Origin of the sequence: Dyella sp. EPa41 (assembly GCF_016586165.1) — a bacterium.
In the GTDB taxonomy this organism is placed as follows: domain Bacteria; phylum Pseudomonadota; class Gammaproteobacteria; order Xanthomonadales; family Rhodanobacteraceae; genus Dyella.
Genome location: NZ_BCPR01000033.1, coordinates 17,031 through 30,466, shown reverse-complemented (window position 1 = coordinate 30,466; position 13,436 = coordinate 17,031). Strand labels below are relative to the sequence as shown.

The 13,436-nt window shown below is 64.9% G+C and carries 11 protein-coding genes and 1 tRNA gene; all 12 read left to right on the top strand.

What is annotated here, in order from left to right; translation table 11 throughout:
* Positions 1-3: 3 nt before the first annotated feature.
* The 12 genes from JMF82_RS12100 (at position 4) to rpsO (ending at position 13,394) form a co-directional block, all read left to right on the top strand.
* The gene (locus JMF82_RS12100; protein WP_201314830.1) at positions 4-657 is read left to right on the top strand and encodes an NADH-quinone oxidoreductase subunit J; all 654 of its coding nucleotides are present in this window, start codon (positions 4-6) and stop codon (positions 655-657) included.
* Positions 654-959 (top strand): NADH-quinone oxidoreductase subunit NuoK, encoded by a 306-nt coding sequence (nuoK, locus tag JMF82_RS12095; RefSeq protein WP_038616898.1) that lies wholly within the window; start codon positions 654-656, stop codon positions 957-959. Before JMF82_RS12100 ends, nuoK begins: the two co-directional genes overlap by 4 nt.
* Before the next feature lie 4 nt (positions 960-963).
* On the top strand, positions 964-2,997 hold the full coding sequence (gene nuoL / locus JMF82_RS12090) for an NADH-quinone oxidoreductase subunit L (protein ID WP_201314829.1): 2,034 nt from the start codon (positions 964-966) through the stop codon (positions 2,995-2,997).
* A gap of 13 nt (positions 2,998-3,010) precedes the next feature.
* Entirely contained in the window at positions 3,011-4,519 is a 1,509-nt protein-coding gene (locus JMF82_RS12085; RefSeq protein WP_201314828.1) for an NADH-quinone oxidoreductase subunit M, read from the top strand.
* Positions 4,520-4,535: 16 nt separating this feature from the next.
* On the top strand, positions 4,536-5,975 hold the full coding sequence (gene nuoN, locus JMF82_RS12080) for an NADH-quinone oxidoreductase subunit NuoN (protein WP_201314827.1): 1,440 nt from the start codon (positions 4,536-4,538) through the stop codon (positions 5,973-5,975).
* Between the two features lie 111 nt (positions 5,976-6,086).
* Positions 6,087-6,163: transfer RNA gene (locus JMF82_RS12075), tRNA-Met, on the top strand.
* 221 nt (positions 6,164-6,384) lie between these two features.
* Positions 6,385-6,900: a ribosome maturation factor RimP gene (gene rimP / locus JMF82_RS12070; protein ID WP_038616905.1), complete on the top strand. Its 516-nt coding sequence runs from the start codon at positions 6,385-6,387 to the stop codon at positions 6,898-6,900.
* A gap of 47 nt (positions 6,901-6,947) precedes the next feature.
* On the top strand, positions 6,948-8,453 hold the full coding sequence (gene nusA / locus JMF82_RS12065; RefSeq protein WP_201314826.1) for a transcription termination factor NusA: 1,506 nt from the start codon (positions 6,948-6,950) through the stop codon (positions 8,451-8,453).
* Positions 8,454-8,577: 124 nt separating this feature from the next.
* Positions 8,578-11,421 (top strand): translation initiation factor IF-2, encoded by a 2,844-nt coding sequence (gene infB / locus JMF82_RS12060; RefSeq protein WP_201314825.1) that lies wholly within the window; start codon positions 8,578-8,580, stop codon positions 11,419-11,421.
* A gap of 156 nt (positions 11,422-11,577) precedes the next feature.
* Positions 11,578-11,973 (top strand): 30S ribosome-binding factor RbfA, encoded by a 396-nt coding sequence (gene rbfA, locus JMF82_RS12055; RefSeq protein WP_201314824.1) that lies wholly within the window; start codon positions 11,578-11,580, stop codon positions 11,971-11,973.
* Positions 11,974-12,037: 64 nt separating this feature from the next.
* Complete coding sequence (truB, locus tag JMF82_RS12050) at positions 12,038-12,979, top strand: tRNA pseudouridine(55) synthase TruB (RefSeq protein WP_201314823.1); 942 nt, start codon at positions 12,038-12,040, stop codon at positions 12,977-12,979.
* Between the two features lie 145 nt (positions 12,980-13,124).
* The gene (gene rpsO, locus JMF82_RS12045; RefSeq protein WP_038616913.1) at positions 13,125-13,394 is read left to right on the top strand and encodes a 30S ribosomal protein S15; all 270 of its coding nucleotides are present in this window, start codon (positions 13,125-13,127) and stop codon (positions 13,392-13,394) included.
* Positions 13,395-13,436: the final 42 nt, after the last annotated feature.

The following is a 13,436-nucleotide window of genomic DNA, read 5'->3' as shown; positions in this document are numbered from 1 at the left end:
ATCATGATCGATCCTCAAATGTTCCAACTCGTCTGCTTCTATGCGTTCGCCGCGGTGACCGTGGTGGCCGCGCTGGGCGTGATCAGCCTGCGCAACACGGTGCAGGCCGTGCTGTCGCTGGTGCTCACCTTCTTCAGCACCGCCTGCATCTGGCTGCTGGCCGAAGCGGAGTTCCTCGCCATCGCGCTCATCGTGGTCTACGTGGGCGCGGTGATGGTGTTGTTCCTGTTCGTGGTGATGATGCTCGACATCAACCAGGAGCGGGTGCGCGAAGGCTTCATCAAGTACCTGCCGGTGGGCATCATCGTGGCCCTGGTCATGCTGGGCGAAATGCTCGCGCTGATCGGCGTGCGCGCGATGCACCAGGCGGTGATGGGCGCCGACCCGGCCGCCGCCGTCGGCATGTCCAACACCGAATGGCTGGGCCATGCGCTGTATACCCAGTTCCTGCTGCCGTTCGAGATCGCCGCGCTGATACTCACCGTCGGCGTCGTCGCCGCCGTGGTGCTGACCCTGCGCCATCGCACCGGCGTGCGCCACCAGCAGGCCTCGCAGCAGGTCCGCGTCAAGGCGGCCAGCCGCATCCGCGTGGTGAAGATGGCGGCCGAAGTGCCCGCCGCGCCGCAGGCAGAACCGGGCAAGGAGACCACCCCATGATCACGCTCGCCCATTTCATCGTGCTCGGCGCGGTGCTCTTCAGCATCGCCCTGGCCAGTCTCTTCATCAACCGCAAGAACGTGATCGTGCTGCTGATGTCGATCGAGCTCATGCTGCTCGCGGTCAACATCAACTTCGTGGCGTTCTCCCGCTTCCTGGGGGACGTGGCCGGGCAGGTGTTCGTGTTCTTCATCCTTACCGTGGCTGCGGCGGAAACCGCCATCGGCCTGGCGATCCTGGTCCTGCTGTTCCGCAACCGCAGCACCATCAATGTCGCCGAAATCGACAGCATGAAGGGCTGAGCCGATGGAACTGTCTACCTCCATTTTGCTGACCATCGCGCTGGCGCCGCTCGTCGGATGCCTGCTCGCGGGCTTCTTCGGCCGCTTCATCGGCCGGGCCGGCGCGCACACGGTGACCATCCTCGGCGTGGCGATCGCCTGCGGCCTGTCGATCTACGTGCTCTACCAGCTCACCGCCGGTGGCGCCCCGGTCTACAACCACAACATCTACACCTGGTTCGAGATCGGCCAGTACTCCGCGCACGTCGGTTTCCTGATCGATCGCCTCACTGCCATGATGATGGTGGTGGTCACCTTCGTGTCGCTGCTGGTGCACATCTACACCATCGGCTACATGCATGAGGACCCGGGTTACCAGCGCTTCTTCAGCTACATCTCGCTGTTCACCTTCTCGATGTTGATGCTCGTGATGAGCAACAACTTCATGCAGCTGTTCTTCGGCTGGGAAGCGGTGGGCCTGGTCTCGTACCTGCTGATCGGTTTCTGGTTCAAGCGCCCGACCGCGATCTTCGCCAACCTCAAGGCGTTTGTGGTCAACCGCGTGGGCGACTTCGGCTTCCTGCTCGGCATCGCCGGCGTGCTGTATTTCCTCGGCACCCTCGACTACGCCACCGCGTTTTCCGCTGCGCCGACCCTGGTGGGCAAGACGCTGCAGATCACGCAGAACACCCATTGGGATGCCGCCACGGTCATCTGCATCTTCCTGTTCATCGGTGCCATGGGCAAGTCGGCCCAGGTGCCGCTGCACGTGTGGCTGCCGGACTCGATGGAAGGCCCCACGCCGATCTCCGCGCTGATCCACGCCGCGACGATGGTGACCGCCGGCATCTTCATGGTGGCGCGCATGTCGCCGCTGTTCGAACTGTCGGACACCGCGCTCAGCTTCGTGATGGTGATCGGCGCGACCGGTGCGCTGTTCACGGGCCTCATCGGCATCGTGCAGAACGACATCAAGCGCGTCGTCGCGTACTCCACGCTCTCGCAGCTGGGCTACATGACGGTGGCGCTGGGCGTGTCGGCCTATGCCGGCGCCGTGTTCCACCTGATGACCCACGCCTTCTTCAAGGCGCTGTTGTTCCTCGGCGCGGGCTCGGTGATCATCGCCATGCACCACGAGCAGGACATGCGCTACATGGGCGGCCTGCGCAAGTACATGCCGATCACCTGGATCACCATGTGGATCGGTTCGCTGGCGCTGTGCGGCGTGCCGTTCTTCGCGGGCTTCTATTCGAAGGACGCGATCATCGAGGCCGTCGGCGAGTCGCATCGCTGGGGCTCGAACTACGCCTACTTCTGCGTGATGGCCGGTGCCTTCGTGACCGCGCTGTACACGTTCCGCCAGATGTACCTGACGTTCCATGGCAAGGAGCGTTTCACGGTGGTGCACGACCACAGCCACGGCCATCACGTCGAGCACAAGGACGACCATGGCCACCATGAGCCTGGCATCATGCACCAGACCCCGCACGAGACGCCGTGGGTGGTGACGCTGCCGCTGATCCTGCTGGCCATTCCGTCCATCGTGGTCGGTGCGTTCGCCATCAAGCCGCTGCTTTACGGCGAATGGTTCGGCTCGGCCATCCACGTCAACGAGGCGAACAACGTGCTCGGCGAGCTCGGCAAGGAGTTCCACAGCTGGGTCGGCATGGCGCTGCATGGCTTCACGCAGCTGCCGTTCCTGCTGGTGCTGACGGCGTTCGCCATCCAGACCTACATCTACCTGTTCAACCCGTCGGTGGCCGATCGCATCAAGAATGCGCTCAAGCCGATCTACAACGTGCTCAACCACAAGTACTGGTTCGACGCGGTGTACTACATCGTGTTCGCCCGCGGCGGCATCGCGCTGGGTCGTGCCCTGTGGAAGGGCGGCGACACGGCGGTGATCGATGGCGTGCTCGTCGACGGTTCGGCTGGCCTGGTGGACCGCATCGCCGGCGGCGTGCGCCGCCTGCAGTCCGGTTATCTCTATCACTACGCCTTCGCAATGATTCTCGGCCTTATCCTGCTGCTCGGCGGGTATTGGCTGGTCGGGCAATAAGGGAACCTGCTCCATGTTCAATCATTTGCTCAGCCTGCTGATCTGGCTCCCCATCGTGGGCGCCATCCCCGTGCTGCTCGCCGGCTCCAGCCGGCCCAACGCCGCGCGCTGGATTTCGCTGCTGGTGGCCATCGCCACCTTCGCGGTCAGCCTCTACCTGCTGCCGCAGTACAACGCGTCCGATGCTGCCAAGCAGATGGTGGAAGACCATCTCTGGATCGCCGGCCTCAACGTGCATTACGCGCTGGCCGTCGACGGCATCGCCATCGCGCTGATCCTGCTGACCACCCTGGTGGGCATCCTGGTCATCGTGGGCGCCTGGGAAGTCATCCAGGTCAACCCGCACCAGTACATGGCCGCCATGCTGGTGCTCGAAGGCCTGATGATCGGCGTGTTCTGCGCCACCGACGCGTTGCTGTTCTACGTGTTCTTCGAGGCCATGCTGATCCCGATGTTCATCCTCATCGGTGTCTGGGGTGGCCCGCGGCGCGTGTACGCCACGTTGAAGTTCTTCATCTACACGTTCTTCGGCTCCATCTTCATGCTGGTGGGCCTGATCTACCTGTACCTGAAGGCCGGCACGTTCGACCTGGCCCAGCTGGCCGCGCTGCCGCTGAGCATGAAGGAGCAGACCTGGCTGTTCTTCGCCTTCCTGATCGCCTTCGCGGTGAAGGTGCCGATGGTGCCGGTGCATACCTGGTTGCCGGACGCCCACGTGGAGGCGCCGACCGGTGGTTCGGTGGTGCTGGCCGCGGTGATGCTGAAGATCGGTGGCTACGGTTTCCTGCGCTTCTCGCTGCCGATCACGCCGGATGCCTCCGAGGCTTACGCCTGGGTGGTGATCGGCCTGAGCCTGATCGCGGTGATCTACATCGGCTACATCGCGCTGGTGCAGGAGGACATGAAGAAGCTGGTGGCGTACTCGTCCGTGGCGCACATGGGCTTCGTCACCCTGGGCATCTTCATCGCCTTCATGCTGGTGCGCGGCAACAACAACCTGGACGCCGCCAAGCTGGGCGTGCAGGGCGCCATGGTGCAGATGATTTCGCACGGCTTCGTGTCGGGCGCGATGTTCTCGTGCATCGGCGTGCTGTATGACCGCCTGCACACCCGCCAGATCAAGGACTACGGCGGCGTCATCAACGTGATGCCGTGGTTCGGCTTCTTCTACGTGCTGTTCGCCATGGCCAATTGCGGCATGCCGGGCACCAGCGGTTTCGTGGGCGAGTTCCAGGTGATCCTGGCCAGCTTCCAGGCCAACCCGTGGATCGCGCTGTTCGCCGCGTTCACGCTGATCATCAGCGCGGCCTACACGCTATACCTCGTCAAGCGCGTGCTGTGGGGCGACATTACCAATTCGCACGTGGCCGAGATGAAGGACATCAACGGCCGTGAGTGGTTCGTGCTGGGCGTCTTCGCCGCGGGCACGCTGGTGCTGGGCATCTGGCCGGAGCCGCTGGTCCATCTGATGGACAGCTCGGTGTCACAGCTGGTCACGCAGCTTGGCAATCACAAGATCTAAGCAGGACTGACTGATCATGCCGAATTTCAATGACATTCTGATCCTGCTGCCGGAGCTGTATCTGGTGGCGGCAGCGTGCTTGCTGCTGCTCCTGGACGCCTTCATGAAGGCGGAACAGCGTCCCCTGCTGCATTGGCTCTCCATCGCCGTGCTGGTGGTGGCGATCTACCTGGTGGTGGGCGGCCAGCCCAGCCAGCCGGTCACCGCCTTCAGCGGCATGTTCGTGCGCGACGGCGTGGCCGAGATCCTCAAGGTCTTCGCGCTGCTCGCCACCGCACTGGTGTTTGTCTACGCCAAGCCCTACCTGGTCGACCGCAAGCTGTTCGTCGGCGAGTTCTACACGCTGTCGATCTTCGCGGTGATCGGCATCATGCTGCTGGTTTCGGCCGGCAGCCTGGTGACGGTGTACCTGGGCCTGGAACAGCTCACGCTGTCGTCGTACGCGCTGGTGGCCTTGAACCGCGACTCGCGCCTGTCCTCGGAAGCGGCGATCAAGTACTTCGTGCTGGGTGCGCTGGCCTCGGGCATGCTGCTGTACGGCATGTCGATGGTCTACGGCGCCACCGGCACGCTGGACCTGGCACGCCTGCACATGGCCGCGGCCCACACGGGCATGCCGCACCTGCTGGTGTTCGGCCTGATCTTCATGATCGTGGGCATCGCCTTCAAGCTGGGCGCGGCGCCGTTCCACATGTGGATCCCGGACGTCTACCAGGGCTCGCCGACCGCCGTGACCATCTTCATCGGCTCGGCGCCGAAGCTGGCGGCGTTCGGCATGGCCTACCGCCTGCTGGCCTCGGGCCTGGGTGATCTCTCGCAGCACTGGCAGCTGATGCTGGCCTGCCTGGCGGTGCTGTCGCTGGCGATCGGCAACATCGTGGCCATCGTGCAGAGCAACCTCAAGCGCCTGCTGGCCTATTCGACCATCTCGCACATGGGTTACCTGCTGCTGGGCCTGGTCAATGCCGGCCCCGAGGGCTATGCCGCGGCGCTGTTCTACGCGATCAGCTATGCCCTGATGGGCACGGCGGCCTTCGGCGTGATCCTGGCGCTGGCACGCGTCGGCTTCGAATGCGAAGAGATCGACGACCTCAAGGGCCTGAACCAGCGCTCGCCGTGGGCGGCGTTCCTGATGATGCTGGTGATGTTCTCGCTGGCTGGCGTGCCCCCGCTGTTTGGCTTCTTCGCCAAGCTGCTGGTGCTGCAGGCCGCGATCCATGCCGGCTTCCTGTGGCTGGCCATCGTCGGTGCCGTGTTTGCCATCATCGGCCTCTACTACTACCTGCGCGTGGTCAAGGTGATGTACTTCGACAAGCCGGTCGAAGGCACCGAGGTGCGCCTGCAGGGCGATGCGTCGGTGCGCCTGGTGCTGTCCTTGAACGTGCTGGCGCTGCTGGTGCTGGGCTTTGCCTGGGGCCCGCTGTTTGGCTGGTGCCAGCGGGTTTTCGTCGGTTGATGCGCATCGTGGCGGATGCTTCCGCCACGATGTTTTTGAAGAAGTACTGAAATAATTTCGCGAAACGGCTTGCAAGAAATCGGCCATCTCGCTACTATTTCTGGACTCTGATGCGGGGTGGAGCAGTCTGGCAGCTCGTCGGGCTCATAACCCGAAGGTCGCAGGTTCGAATCCTGCCCCCGCTACCAGATCTTTCTTAGAACAAGAAAGCCTCCTCGTGAGGCTTTTTTGTTGGGCGCAAGGAAGCGTCGCACATGTGTCACACGCCGCTTCGATGCTGGCTGCGCCAAGGGTGCCCCGGAAAGGTCTGGATGGGTCGGGACATCGGCGAGGATGCTCTCCTTGAAGAGCAGGGAATGGGCCGCTTGAGCCCATTTTTTGTTTCTGGCGACCGTACGGTAGACGAATCATGGATACGCAGGCATTAGCTCAACGCTTCACCGAAGTCCTGGCCGATCTGGGCCTGGAATGCATTGGCGTGGAGTTCACCCCGTCGCAGGGGCAGAGTACTCTGCGGGTCTACCTGGACGCCGAGGGCCGCGAGGTCAACCTCGATGACTGCGAGGCGGCCAGTCGCGAACTGTCGGCGATGCTGGACGTTGAGGACCCGATCCCGGGCCACTATGTATTGGAAGTTTCTTCCCCCGGCATCGACCGCCCGCTGTTCACCGCGGCGCAGTTCGCCAAGGTGTCCGGGACGGAAGTGAAGGTATTGCTGAAGGCGCCCCTGGAAGGACGCCGCCGCCTGCGCGGTAAGGTGATCTCGGTGGACGGTGAGAGGATCTCGCTGGAAGCAGAGGGGAAGACCTTCGAGTTCGACCACGACGCGGTGGAAAGCGCGCGCGTGGTACCCGATTGGGCAGCGCTCGGTTACGTGCCGCAGCCCAAGCCGGGCAAGAAACCGGGCAAGAAGGCCTCGAAATAAATCAATCGAAACCGATCGGCGCCGGCGGCGTCTACGGAGTTGCTGCAATGAGCAAAGAACTTTTGCTGGTGGTTGACGCGGTCGCCAATGAAAAGGGCGTGTCGCGTGAAGTGATTTTCCAGGCGATGGAAGCGGCGCTCGCGTCCGCTGCCAAGAAGCGCTATCCGGACGAAGATCCGGATATCCGCGTGAGCATCGACCGCCACAGCGGTGATTACGAGACTTTCCGTCGCTGGGAAGTCATCGCCGACGACGGCGAGATGGAATCGCCGTACCACCAGGTGCGCCTGATGGACGCCGTCGACGAGCGTGAAGACTCGCAGGTCGGCGAATACATCGAGACGCAGATCGAGAACGCCGAGTTCGGCCGCATCGCCGCGCAGGCCGCCAAGCAGGTGATCGTGCAGCGCGTTCGCGAAGCCGAGCGCCAGCAGGTGGTCGACGCGTTCCAGGAGCGCGTGGGCGAGCTGGTCACCGGCATCGTCAAGCGCGTCGAGCGCGGCAATGTCTACCTCGACCTGGGCGGCAACGCCGAGGCCTTCATCCCGCGCGACAAGACGATTCCGCGCGAGTCGGCCCGCGTCGGCGACCGCGTCCGCGGCTACCTCTACGAGGTGCGTTCCGAAGCCCGCGGCCCGCAGTTGTTCGTGTCGCGCGCCGCGCCGGAATTCATGATCGAGCTGTTCAAGCTCGAAGTGCCGGAAGTGGGCCAGGGCCTGGTCGAGATCAAGGGCTGCGCCCGCGATCCGGGCGACCGCGCCAAGATCGCCGTGGTCGCGCATGATTCGCGCACCGATCCCATCGGCGCCTGCATCGGCATGCGCGGTTCGCGCGTGCAGGCCGTGTCCAACGAACTCAATGGCGAGCGCGTGGACATCATCCTGTGGCACGAGAACCAGGCCCAGTACGTCATCAATGCGATGGCGCCGGCCGAAGTCCAGTCGATCATCATGGACGAAGAAAAGCATTCCATGGACATCGCCGTGGCCGAGGACAAGCTGTCCCAGGCCATCGGTCGCGGTGGCCAGAACGTGCGCCTTGCCAGCAAGCTCACCGGCTGGCAGCTCAACGTGATGACGCAGGACCAGGTCGCCGCCAAGAGCGAAGCCGAGCAGGAAGCCGCGCGCCAGCTGTTCATGGACAAGCTGGAAGTGGACCAGGAGATCGCCAACATCCTCGTGCAAGAAGGCTTCTCCAGTGTCGAGGAAATCGCCTACGTGCCCAGCGCCGAGCTGCTGGCGGTGGAAGGCTTCGACGAGGACATCGTCGAGGAGCTGCGCGCCCGCGCCCGCGACGCGCTGCTGACCGAGGCGTTGGCGGTGGAGGAGAGCATCGACGAGCACCAGCCGTCGGAAGAGCTCCTGCAGCTGCCGGGCATGGACGAAGCCACCGCGTACGCGCTGGCGGCTCGCGAAGTGGTGACGGTGGACGATCTGGCCGACCTCGCGGTCGACGACCTGATCGACATCGAGGGTATGGACGAAGATCGCGCTGCGGCGCTGATCATGGCTGCACGCGCGCCGATGATCGAGCGTCTGGAGAAGGGTGGCTAACCGCGGGCGGCGGCGCCCTGGATGGGCGCGCCGAGGAAGGCTGAGACGCCTTCCACCAGGGATGGGGGTGGCCGTGCGGAAGTGACTGCATGGCCTAGCGCGGGAACGGCGGAGAAAGAACACGATGTCGGACGTAACGATCAAACAACTCGCCAAGGTACTTGGCATGCCGGTGGACAAGCTGCTCGGACAGCTGGCCGAGGCCGGTATGAAATTCTCCGATCCGGAGCAGATCATCAGCAGCACCGAAAAGGTGAAGCTGCTGGGCTTCCTGCGCCGCACCCACGGCAAGGGCGAACTCGCCGCCGCCGAATCGGACGACAGCTCGCCACGCCAGATCACGCTCAAGCGCCGCAAGGTCAGCGAGCTGAAGGTGGCCACGCCTGGCGCCCGCGGCGCCGCTGGCGCCAAGACGGTGAACGTCGAAGTCCGCGCCAAGCGCACCTATGTCAAGCGCAGCGTCATTGCCGAAGAAGCCGGCAGCGACGTCGAGCGCGAGGATGCCGTGCGCAAGCTGCAGGAATCGCAGCAGCAGCGCGACCACGAGGAAAACGAGCGCCTGGAAGCGGATCGCCGCCGCCAGGAAGAGGCGCATCAGCGCGAAGCGGAAGCACAGCGCCAGCGCGAAGCCGAGGAAGAGCAGCGCCGCCAGCAGCAGGCCGAAGAAGCCGAAGCCGTCGCGCGTGCGCACGAGCAGGCACAGCGCGCCGCGGCCGCGGAAACCGCCGCTCCCGAGCCGGCGGAAGCGCCGGTCGAGGCTGCGGAAAAGCCGGCGGCCGTCGTCGCCGAGCCCGCGGTGCAGCGCATCGACCACAGTTCGCTCGGCATGATCGTGCCGACCATCCACGAGCCGCGTCGCCGCGAGAAGAAGGTCGTCATTACGCCGGCCGCTCCGGCCTCGAAGACCGCCTCGACGGCAGCGCCTGCCGCGAACCGTCCGGGCCCGGCCGCTGCGGGCGCTTCCACGCCCGCCGCTGCCTCGGCGGGTGACAGCCGCAACAAGGCGCGCCACGGGCGCGACCGCGACGACACGCCGGGTGGCAAGCGCTTCGCCGCGGGCGAGCTGCACCTGAGCGACGCCGATCGCGCGCGCCGCTCCAGCAACAAGCGCGGCAAGCCCGGCAAGGGCCCGAACCGCGACGTACCGCGCGGCGGCTCGCCGGCCGCCAGCGGTCCGCACGGCTTCACCCGTCCGACCGCCGCGGTCGTGCGCGAGGTGGTGGTGGGCGACAACAACGTGGTCGCCGATCTGGCCAACAAGATGGCGGTCAAGGGTTCGGAGGTGGTCAAGGCCCTCTTCAAGATGGGCGTGATGGCCACCATCAACCAGACCATCGACCACGACACGGCCGTGCTGGTGATCGAGGAACTCGGCCACAAGGCCGTGGCCGCGAACGAGAACAACGCCGAAGCCGCGCTGGCTGCCCACACGCAGAACGCCGAGCTGGAAGGTGAGAAGAAGCCGCGTCCGCCGGTGGTCACCATCATGGGCCACGTCGACCACGGCAAGACCTCCACGCTCGACTACATCCGCCGCACCAAGGTCGCCTCGGGCGAAGCGGGCGGCATCACGCAGCACATCGGTGCGTACCACGTGGAAACGCCCAAGGGCGTCATCACGTTCCTCGACACCCCGGGCCATGCGGCGTTTACGTCCATGCGCGCCCGCGGCGCCCAGTCCACCGACATCGTGGTGCTGGTGGTCGCGGCCGACGACGGCGTCATGCCGCAGACGGCCGAAGCCGTGCAGCATGCGCGCGCCGCCAAGGTGCCGCTGATCGTCGCGCTCAACAAGATGGACAAGTCCGACGCCAACCCGGACCACGTCAAGCAGGGTCTCGGCAACCTGGAAGTGATTCCGGAAGAGTGGGGCGGTGACACGCCGTTCGTGCCGATCTCGGCCAAGACCGGCATGGGCATCGACGACCTGCTCGACGCGATCCTGGTCCAGGCCGAAGTGATGGAGCTGACGGCGGTCGAAGACGGCCCGGCCTCCGGCGTGGTCATCGAATCGAGCCTCGACCGCGGTCGCGGCCCGGTGGCGACGGTGCTGGTGCAGCAGGGCACGCTCAAGCGCGGCGACTTCGTCGTCTGCGGTATCGAGTACGGCCGCATGCGCGCGCTGATCGACGAGAACGGCAAGACCGTGCAGGAAGCCGGCCCGTCGATCCCGGTGCAGGTGCTGGGTCTGTCCGGCGTGCCGGAGTCGGGCGACGACTTCGTAGTCGTGGCCGACGAGCGCCTGGCCCGCGAAGTGGCGGCCGAGCGCCAGCTCAAGCGTCGCGAAACGCGCATGGTCAGCAAGGCCAACCGCCTCGAGGACATCATGGCCCAGATGGGCCAGGGTGCCGAGCAGCAGACGCTCAACATCCTGGTCAAGGCCGACGTGCAGGGTTCGGTGCAGGCGTTGCGCGAGTCGCTGAGCCAGATCGGCAACGAGAACGTGAAGGTCAACGTGATCGCGGCCGGCGTCGGCGGCATCACCGAGTCCGACGCCACGCTTGCCGCCGCGTCGAAGGCGCTGGTGATCGGTTTCAACGTCCGTGCCGACGCCTCGGCCCGCAAGGTGATCGACACTTCCGGCCTCGATGTCCGCTACTTCTCGATCATCTACGACGTGATCGACCAGGTGAAGCAGGCCGCTTCGGGTCTGCTGGGCAAGGAAGTGCGCGAAGAGATCATCGGCGTGGCGCAGGTCCGCGAGGTGTTCCGCAGCTCCAAGTTCGGCGCGGTGGCCGGTTGCATGGTCATCGAAGGCACGGTCAAGCGCAGCAAGCCGATCCGCGTGCTGCGCGACAACACCGTGGTCTTCCAGGGCGAGCTGGAGTCGCTGCGCCGCTTCAAGGACCTCGTCGACGAAGTGCGCAACGGCATGGAATGCGGTATCGCCGTGAAGCAGTACAACGACGTCAAGGTCGGTGACCAGATCGAGTGCTTCGAGCGTATCGAGGTGGCCCGCACGCTGTAACGCGGAGCGTTACAGCGTTGGGAATGGGGAGTAGGGAATAGCAAAAGCACTCCCGGTTACCCCACCCATTCCCGCCAAATGGAACCCAAGCGGGGCGTCGGAGTATCCTGACGACCCGCTTTTCCTATTCCCTATTCCCTATTCTCGGCTCCAACCATGCCCTCACGCGATTTCAAACGTACCGACCGCGTCGGCGCAGAGCTGCGCCGCGAAATTGGCCTGCTGGTCCATGCCGCCGTGCGCGATCACGGGTTGCCGTCGGTGAGCGTGTCCGACGTCGAGGTCACCCGCGATCTCGATTGGGCCACGGTCTGGGTGACGGCGTTGCAGCCGGAGCGTTCGGCCGAGGCCGTCAAGGCGCTCAAGGAGCTGGCGGTGGAGTTCCGTCGCGAGCTGTCCCGCAGCATGCGCCTGCGCCGCGTGCCGGAGCTGCGCTTCAAGTACGACGATTCGGTCGACAAGGGCGAACGCATCGATACGCTGCTGCGGCAGGACAGCAGCCGCTACCCGGCGCCTTCCAGGGACGAGGCCGAGGACTCCGCCGAGGACTGAGGCGTGTTTATCGCAACGGGATGGCCCGTATCGCCCAGGCAGGGCGGCGGGTCCGCATGACCTCATGAGCAAGAAGAAAAGCCGCATCCGTTTTCGCGACCTGCATGGCATCGTCCTGCTGGACAAGCCCTTGGGCCAGAGCTCCAACGAAGCGTTGCAAGCCGTCCGCAAGGGCATTTTTCGCGCCGAGAAGGGCGGCCACACCGGGGCGCTCGACCCGCTGGCCACCGGTTTGCTGCCGCTGTGCCTGGGCGAAGCGACCAAGATCGCCGGCATGCTGCTGGGTTCGCGCAAGGCCTACACCGCCGAGTGCCGGCTGGGCGTCACCACCACCACGGCGGACCTCGAGGGCGACGTGGTGCTGGAGCGGCCCGTTCCACCCTTGACCGACGAGGCCATCGAGCAGGCCCTGGCGAAACTGCGCGGCCGCATTACCCAGGTTCCCCCGGCCTATTCCGCGATCAAGCAGGACGGCGAGCCGCTCTACGTGAAGGCCCGGCGCGGTGAAGCCGTCGACGTGCCCGCCCGCGAGGTGGAGGTGTACAGGCTGGACCTGCTGTCGCGCACCGAAGACACGCTCACGCTCCATGTCGAATGCGGCTCGGGTACCTACGTACGAAGCCTCGCGGTGGATCTTGGCGAAGACCTGGGTTGCGGAGCCCATCTCACTGCCTTGCGGCGCGTGTGGGTGGAGCCGTTCAGGGAGCCGGTCATGCTGACCCTGGACCAGCTGAAGGCGCTGGCCGCACAGGGCGACGACGCCTTGCTCGCCGTGCTGCTGCCGGTCTCGGCTGGGCTGGCGGGGCTGCCTGCCCTTCATCTGGATGAGGCCCGCAGCCTTGCTGTCTCACAGGGTCAGCAGATTCCGCTGGAGACTCCCATGGACGGGCAGTTCGTCGTGCTTGCCGAGGATGGCCGGCTGCTCGCCCTGGGCGAGGATGCGGGGGGCAAGCTGCGTATCGTGCGCGGTTTCAACCTGCCGCGGACCGGGCAGGATGCCGGATGACCATGACGGTCTTGTTGTCGTTGGGCTCCGCTCGCTACAATACGGAGCTTGTTTCAGAATTTTCATTCATCTAGGCGAAGCTTGCGCAACGTCATGGCGTGACGTTGCGCAAGCTTCGCACCCGTTTTTTTAGGAAGAGCTAATCATGTCCCTTACCGCAGAACAGACCGGCAAGATCATCGCTGACTTCGGCCGCGTGCCGAACGACACGGGTTCGCCGGAAGTGCAGGTCGCCCTGCTGTCGGCCCGCATCGACCACCTCACCGACCACTTCAAGGCTCACAAGCAGGATCATCACTCCCGCCGCGGCCTGCTGAAGCTGGTCAACCAGCGCAAGCGCCTGCTGAGCTACCTGAAGGATCGTGACCTGGCTCGTTACCAGAGCCTCATCGAGCGCCTCGGCCTCCGTCGCTAAGGTTGATGTTTGCGTTCATTCGTGGACGCGAAGATCAAGAAG

What these genes read in the sequence shown, in the direction of transcription:
- rimP (WP_038616905.1), top strand. Translation starts at nt 6,385, where the DNA reads ATGGATACGCAGGCATTAGCTCAACGCTTCACCGAAGTCCTGGCCGAT.
- nuoN (WP_201314827.1), top strand. Translation starts at nt 4,536, where the DNA reads ATGCCGAATTTCAATGACATTCTGATCCTGCTGCCGGAGCTGTATCTG.
- rpsO (WP_038616913.1), top strand. Translation starts at nt 13,125, where the DNA reads ATGTCCCTTACCGCAGAACAGACCGGCAAGATCATCGCTGACTTCGGC.
- truB (WP_201314823.1), top strand. Translation starts at nt 12,038, where the DNA reads ATGAGCAAGAAGAAAAGCCGCATCCGTTTTCGCGACCTGCATGGCATC.
- nuoL (WP_201314829.1), top strand. Translation starts at nt 964, where the DNA reads ATGGAACTGTCTACCTCCATTTTGCTGACCATCGCGCTGGCGCCGCTC.
- nuoK (WP_038616898.1), top strand. Translation starts at nt 654, where the DNA reads ATGATCACGCTCGCCCATTTCATCGTGCTCGGCGCGGTGCTCTTCAGC.
- JMF82_RS12085 (WP_201314828.1), top strand. Translation starts at nt 3,011, where the DNA reads ATGTTCAATCATTTGCTCAGCCTGCTGATCTGGCTCCCCATCGTGGGC.
- rbfA (WP_201314824.1), top strand. Translation starts at nt 11,578, where the DNA reads ATGCCCTCACGCGATTTCAAACGTACCGACCGCGTCGGCGCAGAGCTG.
- infB (WP_201314825.1), top strand. Translation starts at nt 8,578, where the DNA reads ATGTCGGACGTAACGATCAAACAACTCGCCAAGGTACTTGGCATGCCG.
- nusA (WP_201314826.1), top strand. Translation starts at nt 6,948, where the DNA reads ATGAGCAAAGAACTTTTGCTGGTGGTTGACGCGGTCGCCAATGAAAAG.
- JMF82_RS12100 (WP_201314830.1), top strand. Translation starts at nt 4, where the DNA reads ATGATCGATCCTCAAATGTTCCAACTCGTCTGCTTCTATGCGTTCGCC.